A 16,313-nucleotide genomic window follows, 5' to 3' on the forward strand; every position below is an offset into this window, starting at 1 on the left:
CCTCTTTCCCGCCTCGCCTTGCCGGCATTCGCTGCGTTCGCAGCGGGCATTTCATTAGCGGTCCAAACTGACTGGCATTGTGCCGCGGACTGCAACGATGCAGCGCGCATCTCTGCCACATGACGCTTGCGCGTCCCGCTCACTTCCATTATCAGTCGCGATAGACGGTCGCATGACCGTCGCTCCATTGCCACAACATTGCGCCGCAGCCGCTGCGCGCACAACGCAGCAAGGAGGTTCTCATCGTGAATCGTTACGGACCCTACAGGCCACGCACATGGCTCGTCTGCGCGGCGCTTGCAGCCCTGCCGCCCGCCACGGGCATCGTCGCGCCGCTCGACGCCGTCGCGCAGACACCCGCCAAAGTCTCGAACCAGCAACTCGATGCGCTGACAGCGCCCATCGCGCTCTATCCGGACGCGCTGCTCGCCCAGGTGCTGATGGCGTCGACGTTCCCGCAGGATGTCGACGCGGCCGCGGCGTGGTCGAAAGCAAACTCGCAGTACAAGGGCGACGACGCGGTGAAAGCTGTCGCGTCGGAGCCGTGGGATCCCAGCGTGCAATCGCTCGTCGCGTTCCCGCAGGTGCTCGCGACGATGGCGTCAAAACCCGACTGGGTCTCGCAGCTCGGCAACGCGTTTCTCGCGCAACCGAACGACGTGATGGACTCGGTGCAGCGACTGCGCAAGCAGGCGCAGTCGGCGGGCAATCTGAAATCGAGCGAGCAGCAGAAAGTGATCGTCGAGCAGAACACGATCCAGATTCAGCCCGCGAATCCGCAAGTGGTTTATGTGCCGACCTATAACCCGACTGTCGTGTATGGCACGTGGCCTTATCCCGCCTATCCGCCCGTCTATGTGCCGCCGCCTCCCGGCTATGCGATCGCGACGGGCTTCATGACGGGCCTCGCGTTCGGCGCGGGCGTGGCCGTCGTCAATTCGCTGTGGGGCGGCTTCAACTGGAACAACCACGACGTCAACATCAACGTCAATCGCTACAACAACGTCAACGTCAACAACCGGATCAATTCGAATACGTCGACGGCGAACTGGAACCGCAACGCGAACGTCAATCGCAACAACGCGAACTTCAACCGCAATAACGCCAACCTCAACAACAGCAATCTCGCGGCACAACGCGACCAGTTTCGCGGACGTGACGCTTCGCGCGCGCAGGCGCAACAGACACTGCAGAACCGCACCGGCCAGAACCTGAGCGGCAATGCGAGCCAGCGCGTGCAGAACATCCATCAGGGCGGCGCCAACTCGGGCGAGATCCGCAACAGCGCTCAGAACCTGAACCGCGATAACGCGTTGCGCGGCTCCGGCGACGCCGCAGGCTCGCGCCAGGAACTTCAACGCGGGCAGTCGAGCCGGCAGACGCTCGCGAGCAACGGCGGTGCGAACAGCCGGCCCGGCGCGGGCGGCGGCGGACAGCAGTTCGAAGGCAGGCAGGCGGGCGGCGGCGCGCGGCCGGGCGGCGGCGGCGCGGGCCAGGCCGGTGGCTTTCAGGGCGGCGGACGCGGCGGTGGCGGAGGATTCCACGGCGGCGGAGGCGGCGGATTCCATCGCCGCTAGACGATCAACCCATCAATCTCATCCTGCATGCGGCTCGCCCGATGCCTGAACGCTTCCATGCCCGCCGACTGGAGATTCACATGATCCGCAATCCGACTCGATTCCTGGCACACGCCCAGCAAGCCTTGAGCGCCGTAGCCGCCGCGACGCTGCTCGCCATCGCGCAACCGGCCGCCGCGCAAGCCGTCTACCCGACGCCAGACGACGCCGCCGAAGCATTCGCCAACGCGCTCTCGACCAACGACCATCCGGCGATGGAAAAGGTGCTCGGCAAGAACTACGGCCGCTACATTCCGACCACCAACATCGGCGAGGACGATATCTACGCGTTCCTCGGACAATGGGCAAAGGGACACCGGATCGTCGACGACCCGGCGCCGCACAACGGCCGCAAGCGCGTGCATCTGGCCGTCGGCGACGGCGGCTGGACGCTGCCCATCCCGATCGTGCAAACGGCTCGCGGCTGGCAATTCGATACGCCCGCCGCCACCGACGAAATGCTCACGCGCCGCATCGGCCGCAACGAACGCGCGGCGATTCTGACCTCGCTCGCCTATGTCGATGCGCAGAACGACTATCGCGGCCAGATGCAGCACTACGCGCAGAAGTTCATCAGTTCGCCCGGCCAGCACGACGGCCTGTATTGGCCGACGTCCGAGGGCGAGCCCGAGAGCCCGCTCGGTCCGCTCGCCGCGACGATGCCGCACCAGATCGCGCCCGGCGAGGCGTACTACGGCTATCACTACCGCATCCTGACGTCGCAAGGCTCACAGGCCGATGGCGGCGCGCAGAGCTATCTGAAGGACGGCACGCTGTCGAAGGGCTTCGGCCTCGTCGCGTGGCCCGCCGAATACGGCAAGACGGGCGTGATGAGCTTCATCGTCAATCAGAACGGACAGGTCTACGAGAAGAATCTCGGGCCGCAGACCGCGCGCGTCGCGGGGGCGATCACGTCGTTCAATCCCGATTCTTCCTGGCAGGCCACCCAGCCCTGAACGCGGAATGAGCGCGTGAGCGCGGAATGAGCGCGCATTGAACCCACGCTCACGCGCGGCGTGCGGCGTGCGGCGTCGCGCGATTCCGGGCGATGTCACCCGTCGTCATCCCATGGGTCGCCCCAACGGTATAATGTCGAACTTCGCTGCGGCGCGGTTTTCGCGCCGTGCGCTTTTCGGCATGCGACCCGTTCCAGCCTTCGAGCGCCATTCGTGCGATTCGCGGCGCGCGCCGCGACCGCATGCGCAGCACGCACAACGCGCGGCATGCGCGGCAACGTGATCACACGCCCCGCGCCTGCCCGCCCCGCCCGCATTCCGACACGCCCATTCTCGACCGACCATGACAGCCAAACTGATCGACGGCACCGCCCTTTCCAAGACCCTGCGCGCCGACGTCGCCACGCGCGCCGCCGCCCTCACCGCCCGCGGACATCGGCCGGGTCTTGCCGTCGTGCTCGTCGGCGACAATCCGGCGAGCGAGGTCTACGTCCGCAACAAGATCAAGGCTTGCGAGGACAACGGACTCTTCTCCTCGTATGACCGCTATTCCTCGACGCTGACGGAAGCCGATCTGCTCAAGCGGATCGATGAACTCAACCGCGATCCGAAGATCCACGGCATTCTCGTGCAACTGCCGCTGCCCGCGCATATCGACAGCCACAAGGTGATCGAGGCGATCGCGCCCGAGAAGGACGTCGACGGCTTTCACGTTGCAAACGCCGGCGCGCTGATGACGGGCAAGCCGCTGTTCCGCCCGTGCACGCCGTATGGCGTGATGAAGATGTTCGAGGCTTACGGCATCTCGCTGAAGGGCACGAATGCCGTCGTGATCGGCCGTTCGAACATCGTCGGCAAGCCGATGGCGATGCTGCTGCTGCAGGCCGACGCGACCGTCACGCTCTGCCACAGCAAGACGCGCGACATCGGCTCGTTCACGCGCGAAGCGGATGTCGTCGTCGTCGCGACGGGCCTGCGCAATACCTTGACGGCCGATATGGTGAAGCCCGGTGCGACCGTGATCGACGTCGGCATGAACCGCGACGAGAACGGCAAGCTGTGCGGCGACGTCGATTTCGCGAACGTCAGGGAAGTGGCCGGCCATATCACGCCCGTGCCGGGCGGCGTCGGTCCGATGACGATCACGATGCTGCTCGTCAACACGATCGAAGCAGCCGAACGCGCCGCCCGCCAGGCCTGAGCGATGCGCTGAACGCGCGCATTGCGGCGCGTTCCCAACTGGATTTCGCCCGTCTTCGTTTTTGCCGCCCGGATTGCTTCGACGATCCGGGCGCGCGCCGCCCGCCCTCCGCTCCCGGACAAGACAGTCCCGCCGTCACAGCGTCCGCTGACCGGCTCTCCGCTTCTGGTACAAATACGGCTGAGCCCGCTACGACTGCGCGCGGGCGGCAGTTCTGATAATTTGTTGCGCAACCGGTTGCGTATTGGCTGGATTCGCCGGGCCGCGTCTGGAAATGGCGCACGGCGCCCCAATATGCGACCTGCAGGGCGCCCGATGGCCCGCGCAGCAGTTCGCGTGCCGCCATGCGCGCCGCTCCCGTTTCAGACCCGGACCGACGTTCATCCGGGCCTCCATTCACCGCGTCAGACAGGAAGCACCATGTCCACATCTCAACCGACATCCGACAATCCGCTCCTCGATTTTTCCGATCTGCCGCGCTTTGGCGAGATCCGCCCCGAACATGTGACGCCTGCCCTCGACGTGTTGCTCGCCAACGCGACGGCCGCCGTCGAGCGCGCCGCCCAACCGTCGACGCCGGCATCGTGGGCCGACGTCGTCGAGCCTGTCGAACGCGCGACGGAACCGCTGTCGCGCGCATGGGGCGTCATCGGCCATCTGAACGCGGTCGCCGATACGCCCGAGTTGCGCGCCGTGTATGGCGAAAACCTGCCGCGCGTGACCGAGTTCTGGTCGAGCGTCGGTCAGAATCTCGCGCTCTACGAGAAGTACAAGGCGATCGCCGCCAGCGACGATTTCGCATCGCTGACGGGCGAACGCAAGAAAATCCTGAACAACTCGCTGCGCGACTTCAGACTGTCGGGCGCGGAACTGCCTGAAGATCAGAAGCCGCGTTTCGCTGAGCTGCAGGAACGGCAAGCGGCGTTGTCGAAGGCATTCTCGGATCACGTGCTCGATGCGACCAACGCCTATGCATTTTTCGCGGAAAGCAAGGACGAACTGGCGGGCCTGCCCGAAGACGCAATCGAAGCCGCGCGCGAAGCGGCCGAGCGCGAAGCCAAGAGCGGCTGGAAATTCACGCTGCATTTCCCGTCGTACTTCCCGGTCATGCAGTACTCGGAAAATCGCGCGATGCGCGAGACGATGTACCGCGCCTATATCACGCGTGCGTCGGAACTCGGACCGCAATACGGCAAGGGCAATCCCGACTGGGACAACACGGCCAACGTCGCCGAAAACCTGAAACTGCGCGAAGAAGAAGCGCACATGCTCGGGTACAAGAACTTCGCTGAAGTGTCGTTGGCGCCGAAGATGGCCGAGTCGCCGGAACAGGTGATGGCCTTCCTCGAGGACCTCGCGATGCGCGCCCGTCCGCACGCCGAGCACGACTGGACGGAACTGCGCGAGTTCTCCGCGGGCGAGCTGGGCCTGAGCGAACTGCAACCGTGGGATGTCGCATTTGCCGCCGAGCGTCTGCGTCAGAAGCGCTACTCGTTCTCCGAAAACGAAGTGAAGCAGTACTTCCCGGAAGACATCGTGCTCAAGGGCCTGTTCAAGGTCACGGAGACGCTGTTCGGTGTGAAGATCCGCCGCGACGAAGCGGCGACGTGGCATCCCGACGTGCGCTTCTTCCGTGTCGAGAATCAGGACGGCGGTCTCGTCGCGCAGTTCTATCTCGACCTGTACGCACGCGAAGGCAAGCGCGGCGGCGCATGGATGGACGACGCGCGCTCGCGCCGCAAGCCCGTGAACGGTGCTGTGCAAACGCCCGTCGCGTATCTGACGTGCAACTTCTCGGCGCCCGTCGGCGGCAAGCCTGCCTGCTTCACGCACGACGAAGTGATCACGCTGTTCCACGAATTCGGCCACGGCCTGCATCACATGCTGACGCGCGTCGACGAACTCGGCGTGTCGGGCATCAACGGCGTCGAATGGGATGCCGTCGAGCTGCCGTCGCAGTTCATGGAAAACTTCTGCTGGGAGTGGGACGTGCTGAGCGACATGACACAGCATGTCGATACGGCCAAGCCGCTGCCGCGCGATCTGTTCGACAAGATGCTGGCCGCGAAGAACTTCCAGAGCGGTCTGGGCACGCTGCGCCAGATCGTGTTCTCGATGTTCGACATGAAGCTGCACGTGGACTTCGACACTGCCGGCGCAAAGAGCGCGAACGACCTGGCGCGCGAGATCAACGAGCGCTTCCATGTGATTCCGCAAGCTGCATTTTCGCGCTGGCCGAACACGTTCAGCCACATCTTCGCGGGCGGCTACGCGGCGGGCTACTACAGCTACAAGTGGGCCGAAGTGCTGTCCGCCGATGCGTATGCCGCATTCGAAGAAGCCGCGCAAGCGGGCCAGGGCAGCGTGCTCGATGTGGCAACGGGCACGCGCTATCGCAAGGAGATCCTCGAAGTGGGCGGCAGCCGTCCCGCGATGGAATCGTTCAAGGCGTTCCGCGGCCGCGAACCGAACATCGATGCGCTGCTGCGTCACAACGGTATGGCGCCGGGCTCGACACCGGGCATTGCGCATTGACGCTGCGCTGACAGCCCGACCTGCCGGAGCGCCCGTTTGTTCTGGCGCTTCGAACCGGGTTAGCGTTCGAGCACAAGCAAAGCGGGTTCGGATTCTCCGAACCCGCTTTTTTATTCGCGATGCAGCTTGAAGTCCACTTCCGTCGGCCGCCCTTCGAGCGACAGCGACGCGCGCGCCGCAGGCGCGCGGCTCACGACCTTCCCTCGGCTCACCACGGCCAGCCTCGCCGCGCGCAAACGGATCGCTTCGACAGCATCGCGTGCGTCGAGCACGACGAGGTTCGCGTCGCATCCCGGCTCGATGCCGTAACGCTCCAGCCCGAAGATACGCGCCGCATTCGCCGTGACGGCATCGAAGCACGCATGCATCGCGTCGATGCCCGTCATCTGCGCGACGTGCAAGCCCATATGCGCGACCTCGAGCATGTCGCCGGAACCGAGGCTATACCATGGGTCCATCACGCAGTCGTGGCCGAACGCGACGTTGATGCCCGCCGCCAGCATCTCAGGCACACGCGTCATGCCGCGCCGCTTCGGATACGTATCCGAGCGCCCCTGCAAGGTGATGTTGATGAGCGGATTCGCGATGGCCGCCACGCCTGACTCGCGCATCAACGGAAGCAGCTTGCTGACGTAGTAGTTGTCCATCGAATGCATCGACGTCAGATGCGAGCCCGTCACGCGCCCGTGCATTCCGAGCCGATGCGTCTGAGCGGCGAGCGTTTCGATGTGACGCGACATCGGATCATCGGATTCGTCGCAATGCATGTCGACGCGGAGCCCCTTCTGCGCAGCGAACTCACAAAGCAGCCGCACGGACTCCGCACCGTCCGCCATCGTCCGTTCGAAGTGCGGAATGCCCCCGACCACGTCGACACCCATCGCGATTGCGCGCTTCAGATTGTCGAACGCGCCCGCGCTGCGCAGTAGTCCATCTTGCGGAAACGCGACCAGTTGCAGGTCCATATACGGCGCGACGAGGCGCTTCACTTCGAGCAGCGCCTCGACGGCGAGCAGACGCTCGTCGCACACATCGACGTGCGTACGGATGGCCAGCAGCCCGCGCGCAACGGCCCAGTCGCAATACTGCAGCGCACGTTCGACGAGCGCCTCCTGCGTCAGATGCGGCTTCAGTTCGCCCCACAACGCGATACCTTCGAGCAAGGTGCCCGACGCGTTCACGCGCGGCAGGCCATACGACAGCGTCGCGTCCATGTGGAAATGCGCGTCGACGAAAGGCGGCGTGACGAGTGCGCCGTTCGCGTCGATTTCCTCGCGCGCACTCGCCGCGAGCTTCGGCTCGACGGCGACGATACGGCCGGACTCGATGCCGATATCGACAGGCTCACGCTGTTGCGCGGCGCTGCGCGGCAAGGCGGCACGACGGATGATCAGATCCATGAGATGGCTCCCTTTGCATGACACCGATTCTATCGGCGGAAGAAATGCTCGGGAATCGGCGCGATGGCATAGGACAAAACGCCAGTGCTTCGTCTGCGCATAACAGAGGTATATGAAAAAAAATGGATCAAGTGTTTGACGCCTGCCGAATGTGTCCGTACAATTCGCTGCTTCTGACGCGGGGTGGAGCAGTCTGGCAGCTCGTCGGGCTCATAACCCGAAGGTCGTAGGTTCAAATCCTACCCCCGCAACCAGTTTCAAAGGTCGTGTCCTGCTCCACACGGCCTCAAGCATACGAAGCCCGCATCGCCTCAAGCGCTGCGGGCTTTTGCTTTTTTGCCTATGCCTGTTGCCGTACTGAGCAGCCCTGCCCGATCGGGGTAAGATTCCACCAGTACCCAAAGCCACAACGAGAACGAGCGATGAAATTAGCCACGTGGAACGTGAACTCACTGAAGGTTCGTCAGCAGCATGTGATCGACTGGCTCGAACTTAGCCAGACCGACGTGCTGTGTCTTCAGGAACTGAAACTGCCCGACGAAAAATTTCCGCGCGCCGAACTCGAAGAAAAGGGTTATCGCAGCTGGTTCGCGGGCCAGAAGACGTACAACGGCGTCGGCATTCTCGTGCGTAACGGCTTGGGCGTCGATGAAGACAGCATCGTGCGTAACATCCCTGGCTTCGAAGATCCACAGCAACGCGTGATTGCGGCCACCATAGAAGGCGTGCGTGTGATCTCCGCCTACTTCCCGAACGGCCAGGCACCCGGCACCGACAAATTCGCCTACAAGCTGCGCTGGCTCGACGCGATGCACGACTGGATCGCGAGCGAACTCGCGCAGCATCCGAAGCTCGCGCTGCTCGGCGATTACAACATCGCACCCGAAGACCGCGACGTGCATGATCCGAAGGCGTGGGAAGGACAGAACCTCGTGTCGCCGGAAGAGCGCTCGCAGTTCAACCGCCTGATCGAACTCGGCCTCGTCGATTCGTTCCGGCTCTTCGATCAGCCCGAAAAAACCTTCACGTGGTGGGATTACCGGATGCTCGCGTTCCGCCGCAACGCGGGCTTGCGCATCGACCATATTCTGCTGTCGAAGCCGCTCGCGGCCAGCTGCACCCATTGTGACGTCGACAAGACGCCGCGCAAGTGGGACCAGCCGTCGGACCACGCACCCGTCGTCGCGCTCGCCGAATAAGCGCATCGGATAAGCTCGGCGAATCAACTCACGCGACAAGGACAAAGCGGCTCGATGGCGCATCACGCCATCGAGCCGCTTCCGTTTTACCGCACGCAGCGCTTACGGTTCGAGATTCAACTCCTGGATCTTGCGCGTGATCGTATTGCGTCCGATACCGAGCCGCTCCGCCGCTTCGACCTTGCGTCCGCGCGTGAAATCGAGCGCTTCACGTATCACAGCCGCTTCGAAACGCCGCGACAGCTCATCCATCACGTCAGCGGCGTTCTCGCGCAAGAGCTTCGCCACTTCCGTGCGCAAGCCGCTTTCCCATGCAGCGACCGGCGAAGGAATCGCCGCGCCGCCCGGCACGACAACGGGACCCAGAGCAGGCGCGACACCGTTAGCCGTGCCGCCATTACCCGACACGACATCGCTCGAAGCCGCGCTCGCCGCCATCGCGAACTCCGCCCCGCTCTGCTGCGTCGACACGAGATCGGGCGGCAGATCCTTGATCTCGATCGTCTGCGCGGGCGCCATCACGGTCAGCCAGTTCGCGAGGTTCTCGAGCTGCCGCACATTGCCCGGAAACGGCAGCGACGTCATATAAGCGAGCGCCTCGTCCGACACGCGCTTCGGTTCGACACCGAGATCGCGCGCGCTCTTCTGCAGGAAATGCCGCGTGAGCAGCGGGATATCTTCGCTGCGTTCGCGCAGCGCCGGCAAACGCAGCCGGATCACGTTCAGCCGGTGATACAAGTCCTCGCGGAACAAGCCCTGGCGCACCCGCGATTCGAGATTCTGATGCGTCGCCGCGATCACGCGCACGTTCGCGCGCAACGGATTGTGCCCACCGACGCGATAGAACTGGCCATCCGACAGCACGCGCAACAGTCGCGTCTGCAAATCGAACGGCATATCGCCGATTTCATCGAGAAACAGCGTACCGTTCTCAGCCTGTTCAAAGCGGCCCTGACGCATCGCCTGCGCACCCGTAAACGCGCCACGCTCGTGACCGAACAATTCGGATTCCAGCAGATCTTTCGGAATCGCTGCCGTGTTCAATGCGATGAACGGACCGTTCGCGCGTGGGCTATGTCGGTGCAAGGCGCGCGCGACAAGTTCCTTACCGGTGCCTGATTCGCCCGTAATGAGCACGGTCGCGGCCGAATGCGACAGGCGGCCGATCGCGCGGAACATGTCCTGCATCGCGGGCGCCTGACCGAGCATCTCGGGCGCTTCGGCGACGCGGTCGTCCCACGTCTGCTCGCCGCGCATGCTTTCGTCCACGGCGCGGCGAATCAGTTCGACAGCCTTGTCCACGTCGAACGGCTTCGCGAGATATTCGAACGCGCCGCCCTGAAACGCGGCGACAGCGCTATCGAGATCCGAGAACGCCGTCATGATGATGACGGGCAGCCCCGGCACGCGGTCGCGCACCGTCTGCAGCAGTTCGAGCCCTGAACCACCGGGCATTCTGATGTCGGAGACGAGCACTTGCGGGCTGTCGTGTTCCAGTGCGCCCGCGGCTTCGCGCACGTTCGCAAAGCTGCGCGTCGCGAAGTTCTCGCGGGCGAGTGCTTTTTCGAGCACCCAACGGATCGATTGATCGTCGTCTACTATCCAGATCGGCTTCATATAGGTCCGTCAGAAGTCTTGTATGGCGTGTGTGTGCAGTTGCGGGTGCAATCGCGTGTGCAGTCGCGTGTGCAGTCGATTTGTCAGCAGTCGAGCGGCAGCAAAATCTGAAACTCGGTGTGACCCGGACGGCTCTCCACTTCGATCATCCCTTCGTGTTGTTGCACGAAAGTCTGCGCGAGCGTCAGGCCGAGACCGCTGCCGTCTTCACGGCCCGATACGAGCGGATAGAAAATGCGGTCGCGGATGTCTTCGGGAATGCCGGGTCCGTTGTCGACGATATGCAAGTCCAGTGCCAGCTTGCAAAGACGTTTCGCGATCGTCACCTTGCGCGCAACCCGCGTGCGCAACTCGATGCGCGCATCGCCCTGCGAGATGCGTTCGCGCAATGCCTCGGCCGCGTTGCGCACGATGTTCAGCAGCGCCTGGATCAGTTGCTCCTTGTCGCCGCGCAGATCGGGAACACTGACGTCGTAGTCCCGTTCGATCGTGAGGCCGCGCGGAAACTCCGCAAGAATCACGGCGCGCACGCGCTCGCACACTTCGTGAATATTCACGTCGCCGACGATATGCGGATGACGATGCGGTTCGAGCAGCCGATCGACGAGTGTCTGCAGCCGATCCGATTCCTTGATGACGACCTGCGTGTACTCGCGCAACTCGTCGCGTTCGCGCGCGCCGAGTTCGAATTCGAGCAGTTGCGCCGCGCCACGAATGCCGCCAAGCGGGTTCTTGATCTCGTGTGCGAGATTGCGGATCAGCTGCTTGTTGACGGCGGTGAGGTCGTGAATGCGCTCTTCGCGATCCGACCTCAGATGACGTTCGTTCTCGAACAGTTCGAGCAGCACGTAGTCCTGTGCGCTCTCCAGAAAGCCGACGACGGCATGCACATGCAGCGGCTCGTGGCCGGGGCGCTCGAGCACGGCATCGAGGTGAGTCGCGTGAAAACGGTGAGCGGCGATCGCGGCGATGGTCGCCGTCAGTTCCTCGCCGTTCGCGAAGATGTCGGGCCATGCCATTTGCGTGAGTTGCCGGCGCGACATGTCGAGCATCGACTCGGCCGACGGATTCGCGAACGCGACACGCAGCGTCCGCTTGTCGAGCACGAGCACGACGGTGGGCAGCGCCTCGAAGCCCGGCAGCAGACCGGAGTCGACGAGTTGCGCGTCATCCGACAATGCGTCGGTGTGCCCTTTTCTGGCCTTGATCAGGTTCTTCAATACCATCTTGCAGTCGGGTCTCGATAGCCTTGCATGGGACGGGCGCTACCGCTGACGCGTTCGCTCCCGTCGACAGGAGATGGTGAGGTGCTTCATCGCACGCGGTTCAGTACAGCAACGGCACACTGCAACAGCGGCTTGCAACAAAAACGTCACAGCTTTCGATCCAACGAAAAAGGGACGGCGCCGCCGTCCCTTCATGACCGATCGCAGCGTCGGGGCGTACGCTTCGCCGCTCATCGCGAGCGAAGCGCAGCGCCTCTTACAGCGAGTAGTACAGTTCGAATTCGACCGGGTGCGTGGTCATGCGCACGCGCTGGAGTTCGCTTTCCTTCAGCTCCAGGTATGCGTCGATCATGCCGTCGGTGAACACGCCGCCGCGCGTCAGGAACTCGCGGTCTGCGTCGAGTGCTTCGAGCGCCTGGTCGAGGCCGGCACACACGGTCGGGATCTTTGCATCCTCTTCCGGCGGCAGGTCGTACAGGTTCTTGTCGGCAGCTTCGCCCGGATGGATCTTGTTCTGCACGCCGTCGAGACCTGCCATCATCAGTGCCGAGAAGCACAGGTACGGGTTCGCGAGCGGATCCGGGAAACGCGTTTCGATACGGCGGCCCTTCGGATTCGGGACGTGCGGAATGCGGATCGATGCCGAACGGTTACGTGCCGAGTAAGCCAGCTTCACGGGTGCTTCGAAGTGCGGCACGAGACGCTTGTACGAGTTCGTACCCGGGTTCGTGATCGCGTTCAGCGCGCGTGCGTGCTTGATGATGCCGCCGATGTAGAACAGCGCGAATTCCGACAGGCCGGCGTAGCCGTTGCCTGCGAACATGTTCTGGCCGTCCTTCCAGATCGACTGGTGAACGTGCATGCCCGAACCGTTGTCGCCGACAATCGGCTTCGGCATGAACGTCGCCGTCTTGCCGTACGTGTGCGCGACGTTGTGGACGATGTACTTCAGTTGCTGCGTCCAGTCCGCGCGCTGCACCAGCGTCGAGAACTTCGTGCCGATTTCGTTCTGGCCTTGACCCGCCACTTCGTGGTGGTGAACTTCGACGGGGATGCCGATCTGTTCGAGCAGCAGACACATTTCCGAGCGGATGTCCTGGAACGTGTCGACGGGCGCGACGGGGAAGTAGCCGCCCTTCGTGCCCGGACGGTGACCCGTGTTGCCGCCTTCGAATTCCTTGCCCGACGACCACGGCGCTTCTTCCGAACCGATCTTGACGAAGCAGCCCGACTGGTCCGTATTCCACTGGACCGAGTCGAAAATGAAGAATTCCGGCTCCGGACCGAAGAAGGCGGTGTCGCCCAGGCCCGTGCTCTTCAGATACGCTTCAGCGCGCTTCGCGAGCGAACGCGGGTCGCGCTCGTAGCCCTTGCCATCTGCCGGTTCGACGACGTCGCAGGTCAGCACGAGGGTCGACTCTTCGTAGAACGGGTCGATGAAGGCGGTGTTCGAGTCCGGCACGAGCAGCATGTCCGACGCTTCGATACCCTTCCAGCCTGCAATCGAGGAACCGTCAAACGCATGGCCGCTTTCAAACTTGTCTTCGTCGAATGCCGACACCGGCACCGAAACGTGTTGCTCCTTGCCGCGCGTGTCGGTGAAACGGAAGTCGACAAACTTGACGTCCTCGTCCTTGACGAGCTGCATGACGTCGGCCACGGATTTACTCATAACCTATCTCCTGATTAACGAATTCGGCGGGTTCAGCCGCCGCCCAATCTAGCTGACCAGCCTCGATGCGTCCACCCCTCGATACCGACTTGAAAGGAAAAGTGATGCTGGCATCGGGCCAGTTCGATCGGGACCAATAAAGCAGCTTCCATGCCAAGTTTTGATCCCGCGTGCGCCAGTTCGCTGCAACGCCAATCTCCACGCGCGTTTGCGGGGAATCGCCGCACACCGTTTGCGCGAATCCCGCTGCCACGCTCCAGCGACATGCACCATCATCGAGCATTCACAAAACCGGCGACTGCTTAAGATTCCATTTTGGTGCATTTCGCCGATTTTGCACCATCGGTGCGCATCGCTGCCTGCTGCCGGCGATCCGGCGTGCGCCGATTTCGCGGGCACGCGCCCGCCCGGCGGCTTGCTAGAATGTTTTTTTGGCCCAAGGAGATTTGCTGTCATGAGTACGCTCGAACAGTTGTACAGCCAGGCTGACAAGCGCCGTGTCGACAACCAGCTCCCGTACGCGGGCGCTGTCACGCCTGCCGAGGCATTCGAGCTTCTGCAACTCGACCCGCGCGCCCGTCTCGTCGATGTGCGCACGCGCGCCGAGCTGGATTGGGTCGGCCGCCCCGTCGTCGGCGACGGCCAGTACGCGCACGTCGAATGGACGCGCTATCCGGGCGGCGTACCAAACGCCGAGTTCATCGATCAGCTGCGCCAGGTCGCGACGCCCGACACGCCCGTGCTGCTGCTGTGCCGCAGCGCCGCGCGCTCGAAGCTGGCCGCTATTGCTGCGACGCAGGCGGGGTTCACGAAGGCACTGGATCTGCTCGAAGGCTTCGAAGGCGACAAGGACGGCCAGGGGCATCGGAAGACGGTATCCGGCTGGTGTTTCCGCGGGTTGCCCTGGATCGGCGCCTGACGCACGCCACATGCGGTGCGCGGAGCATCCCGTGCACCGTTCGCTTGTTGCATGGTCAGCGTGCGATGTGACATGCGGATGATGGGACGCGTCGCGCGTCCCGATGTGCATGCTCAGCCGCGTGGTTGTGCCTGCGCCTGCGCCGCGACCACTTCCGGTTCGACGATATCGCCACCGAGCATGTGCACGCCTTCGCGCAGCTTCACAAAGGCGGCCGCCACGGCTTCCGGCTCCCCCTTCACGCCCAGATCGATATGGCGGCGCGCATAGATGCCGCCCCGCTCCGCATCGCCGACGCTCGGCAGACTGAATACGCGCACGCCCGGGAAGTCATGCTGGATCTTTTCCATCAGCGGCGTGAGCGTCGATTCAGGCAACTCAAAGACGAGTAAAGACTTTTCTGCATGCGGCGTCGAATGATGCAGATGCTCGTATTTCGTGTCCAGCACCCATTCGATCATCGGCCAGGCCATCACCGGAAAACCCGGCACGAAATGATGATCGCCAACGGAGAAACCAGGAATCTTGTTGTAGCCGTTCGGAATGATCGACGCGCCGCGCGGATACGTGCCCATGTTCAGCCGGTGCAGGTTGTCCGGCGAGTTCAGGTCGACGGGCGTCGGCGAACTGGCGGGATGCGTCTCACGAATGCGCTCCTGAATCAGCGCCTTCGCCTCGGGATGCAGTTCGAGCGGCACGGCGAGCGCCGCCGCTGCGCATTGCCGCGTGTGGTCGTCGGGCGTTGCGCCGATGCCGCCCGTCGAAAATACAATATCGCCCGTCGCGAACGTGCGCCGCAAGGTGGCCGTGATGCGCTCCGGGTCGTCGCCGATGTATTCGGCCCATGAAAGCGACAGGCCGCGCGCGCTCAGAAGCTGGATGACTTTCGGCAGATGCTTGTCGACACGCCTGCCGGACAGGATTTCATCGCCGATGATGATGACGCCAAATGCCATTGCAGCCTCTTGTCAGTAGGAAACAGGCGCCGTGCCGCGCGCGCCGTAGGGACCGTGGGGGCCGTGATGGCCGTTGCCGCCATGCTCGTCGGCGCGCATCCGCTGCAACGCGCGCAGGCAGTAGTAGCCGAACCACAGCGCCGTGAACACGAGGATGAAAGCATAGATCCAGATGGTCACGGCGGTCATCACAGGGAACAGCACGATCAGCCATACGGACGACGCCCAGATCAGCGTCGGCAGCGAGCCGAGCAGACCGCTCGCCACGCCGATCAGCAGCAGCGGCAAGCGATGCTGACGCACCAGCGCACGCCGCTCCTCGCTGCTCGCGTGCAGCGACAGCGCGTCGTAGGTCATCACGCGATAGGTGAGCCAGCCCCACAGCAGCGGCGGAATCAGCGCGAAGAACGGCGGAATCAGCCAAAGCGGCAGCGTGACCACGAGCACGAGCAGGCACACGAGCGTCGTCCAGATGGAATGCACAACACTGCCGGCCCACGTGCCGCCATGCCGCATTTCCAGCCCGGCAAACTGCCGTTTCGACAGATGCTTGATGACGGCGGGCATCGACAGCGTTGCGATCAGCAACAGCACGGTCACGACGATCAACGGAATCGCCATCGCCACTACGATGAAGGGCGCGACGGCCGCATGCAGCGACGAGAAACCGAGCCAGTCGAACAGCCCGTAGAGCGTCGTCGTCAGCGGCCAGCCTTCGAGCCAGCCACGCGTCGCGCCGATCAGGGTCTGCCAGAAGAACCACAGCACCACGCCCCAGACGATCGCGGCTGCCGCGAACGGCATGAAGGTCAGCCAGAGCATGCGCGGATGAAGTACGGAAGAAAGCGCGCGCCCGAACGAGCGCAAGAGATCATTCATGCGTAGTCGATGACGTGATGGATGAGCAGGAAAAGGAAGGAAACGTGGACAGGATAAACCACGTCGGGTGTCGGCGTCGAAAGCGAAAACGACGCCCGAAGAGCGATTCGGGAGCGGTGTGACACGGACTCGCAGCG

Annotated in this window: 13 protein-coding genes and 1 tRNA gene; 7 read left to right on the forward strand and 7 right to left on the reverse strand. The window is 63.4% G+C overall.

The window, feature by feature from the left end; genetic code table 11:
• The first annotated feature begins 245 nt into the window (after positions 1-245).
• The 4 genes from FRZ40_RS05410 (at position 246) to FRZ40_RS05425 (ending at position 6,308) form a co-directional block, all read left to right on the forward strand.
• Positions 246-1,577, forward strand: a complete 1,332-nt coding sequence (locus tag FRZ40_RS05410) for a DUF3300 domain-containing protein (protein WP_147233565.1) — start codon at positions 246-248, stop codon at positions 1,575-1,577.
• A gap of 80 nt (positions 1,578-1,657) precedes the next feature.
• Positions 1,658-2,572, forward strand: coding sequence for a DUF2950 domain-containing protein (locus tag FRZ40_RS05415; RefSeq protein ID WP_193566971.1), 915 nt, complete (start codon positions 1,658-1,660; stop codon positions 2,570-2,572).
• Positions 2,573-2,915: 343 nt separating this feature from the next.
• The gene (folD, locus tag FRZ40_RS05420) at positions 2,916-3,773 is read left to right on the forward strand and encodes a bifunctional methylenetetrahydrofolate dehydrogenase/methenyltetrahydrofolate cyclohydrolase FolD (protein ID WP_028365838.1); all 858 of its coding nucleotides are present in this window, start codon (positions 2,916-2,918) and stop codon (positions 3,771-3,773) included.
• A gap of 420 nt (positions 3,774-4,193) precedes the next feature.
• Complete coding sequence (locus tag FRZ40_RS05425; RefSeq protein ID WP_147233567.1) at positions 4,194-6,308, forward strand: M3 family metallopeptidase; 2,115 nt, start codon at positions 4,194-4,196, stop codon at positions 6,306-6,308.
• A 110-nt stretch (positions 6,309-6,418) separates the two neighbouring features.
• Here the strand turns inward: FRZ40_RS05425 and FRZ40_RS05430 are convergent, their stop codons facing one another.
• A complete protein-coding gene (locus FRZ40_RS05430; protein WP_147233568.1) occupies positions 6,419-7,708 on the reverse strand; it encodes an amidohydrolase family protein in 1,290 nt (429 codons plus the stop codon).
• Between the two features lie 177 nt (positions 7,709-7,885).
• Here FRZ40_RS05430 and FRZ40_RS05435 point away from each other — a divergent pair.
• Together FRZ40_RS05435 and xth are read left to right on the forward strand one after the other, a co-directional pair.
• Positions 7,886-7,962, forward strand: a tRNA-Met gene (locus tag FRZ40_RS05435).
• Between the two features lie 168 nt (positions 7,963-8,130).
• The gene (xth, locus tag FRZ40_RS05440) at positions 8,131-8,907 is read left to right on the forward strand and encodes an exodeoxyribonuclease III (protein WP_028365841.1); all 777 of its coding nucleotides are present in this window, start codon (positions 8,131-8,133) and stop codon (positions 8,905-8,907) included.
• 102 nt (positions 8,908-9,009) lie between these two features.
• Here xth and ntrC read toward each other — a convergent pair whose 3' ends face one another.
• From ntrC to FRZ40_RS05460, 4 genes are all read right to left on the reverse strand, one after another.
• Positions 9,010-10,524: a nitrogen regulation protein NR(I) gene (gene ntrC, locus FRZ40_RS05445; RefSeq protein WP_028365842.1), complete on the reverse strand. Its 1,515-nt coding sequence runs from the start codon at positions 10,522-10,524 to the stop codon at positions 9,010-9,012.
• A gap of 83 nt (positions 10,525-10,607) precedes the next feature.
• Complete coding sequence (gene glnL / locus FRZ40_RS05450) at positions 10,608-11,750, reverse strand: nitrogen regulation protein NR(II) (protein WP_147233569.1); 1,143 nt, start codon at positions 11,748-11,750, stop codon at positions 10,608-10,610.
• A gap of 256 nt (positions 11,751-12,006) precedes the next feature.
• Positions 12,007-13,422: a type I glutamate--ammonia ligase gene (glnA, locus tag FRZ40_RS05455; RefSeq protein WP_028365844.1), complete on the reverse strand. Its 1,416-nt coding sequence runs from the start codon at positions 13,420-13,422 to the stop codon at positions 12,007-12,009.
• Entirely contained in the window at positions 13,415-13,705 is a 291-nt protein-coding gene (locus FRZ40_RS05460; protein ID WP_147233570.1) for a hypothetical protein, read from the reverse strand. The genes glnA and FRZ40_RS05460 overlap by 8 nt, the downstream gene beginning before the upstream one ends.
• A gap of 171 nt (positions 13,706-13,876) precedes the next feature.
• On the opposite strand from FRZ40_RS05460, the gene FRZ40_RS05465 reads away from it, so the two are divergent.
• Positions 13,877-14,341 (forward strand): rhodanese-like domain-containing protein, encoded by a 465-nt coding sequence (locus FRZ40_RS05465; RefSeq protein WP_028365846.1) that lies wholly within the window; start codon positions 13,877-13,879, stop codon positions 14,339-14,341.
• Between the two features lie 113 nt (positions 14,342-14,454).
• On the opposite strand, the gene FRZ40_RS05470 is transcribed toward FRZ40_RS05465, so the two are convergent.
• Positions 14,455-15,297 carry a competence/damage-inducible protein A gene (locus FRZ40_RS05470; protein ID WP_028365847.1) on the reverse strand — a complete coding sequence of 281 codons (843 nt, stop codon included), beginning with the start codon at positions 15,295-15,297 and terminating at the stop codon, positions 14,455-14,457.
• Between the two features lie 12 nt (positions 15,298-15,309).
• Positions 15,310-16,176 (reverse strand): EI24 domain-containing protein, encoded by an 867-nt coding sequence (locus tag FRZ40_RS05475; RefSeq protein WP_147233571.1) that lies wholly within the window; start codon positions 16,174-16,176, stop codon positions 15,310-15,312.
• Between the last annotated feature and the right edge of the window lie 137 nt (positions 16,177-16,313).

The sequence above is a fragment of the Paraburkholderia azotifigens genome (assembly GCF_007995085.1).
GTDB classification, from domain to species: Bacteria; Pseudomonadota; Gammaproteobacteria; order Burkholderiales; family Burkholderiaceae; genus Paraburkholderia; species Paraburkholderia azotifigens.

Excerpts from the sequence above, each read along its gene's own strand:
- FRZ40_RS05415 (WP_193566971.1), top strand. The coding sequence starts at position 1,658 with ATGATCCGCAATCCGACTCGATTCCTGGCACACGCCCAGCAAGCCTTG.
- folD (WP_028365838.1), top strand. The coding sequence starts at position 2,916 with ATGACAGCCAAACTGATCGACGGCACCGCCCTTTCCAAGACCCTGCGC.
- FRZ40_RS05425 (WP_147233567.1), top strand. The coding sequence starts at position 4,194 with ATGTCCACATCTCAACCGACATCCGACAATCCGCTCCTCGATTTTTCC.
- FRZ40_RS05430 (WP_147233568.1), bottom strand. The coding sequence starts at position 7,708 with ATGGATCTGATCATCCGTCGTGCCGCCTTGCCGCGCAGCGCCGCGCAA.
- xth (WP_028365841.1), top strand. The coding sequence starts at position 8,131 with ATGAAATTAGCCACGTGGAACGTGAACTCACTGAAGGTTCGTCAGCAG.
- ntrC (WP_028365842.1), bottom strand. The coding sequence starts at position 10,524 with ATGAAGCCGATCTGGATAGTAGACGACGATCAATCGATCCGTTGGGTG.
- glnL (WP_147233569.1), bottom strand. The coding sequence starts at position 11,750 with ATGGTATTGAAGAACCTGATCAAGGCCAGAAAAGGGCACACCGACGCA.
- glnA (WP_028365844.1), bottom strand. The coding sequence starts at position 13,422 with ATGAGTAAATCCGTGGCCGACGTCATGCAGCTCGTCAAGGACGAGGAC.
- FRZ40_RS05460 (WP_147233570.1), bottom strand. The coding sequence starts at position 13,705 with ATGCTCGATGATGGTGCATGTCGCTGGAGCGTGGCAGCGGGATTCGCG.
- FRZ40_RS05465 (WP_028365846.1), top strand. The coding sequence starts at position 13,877 with ATGAGTACGCTCGAACAGTTGTACAGCCAGGCTGACAAGCGCCGTGTC.
- FRZ40_RS05470 (WP_028365847.1), bottom strand. The coding sequence starts at position 15,297 with ATGGCATTTGGCGTCATCATCATCGGCGATGAAATCCTGTCCGGCAGG.
- FRZ40_RS05475 (WP_147233571.1), bottom strand. The coding sequence starts at position 16,176 with ATGAATGATCTCTTGCGCTCGTTCGGGCGCGCGCTTTCTTCCGTACTT.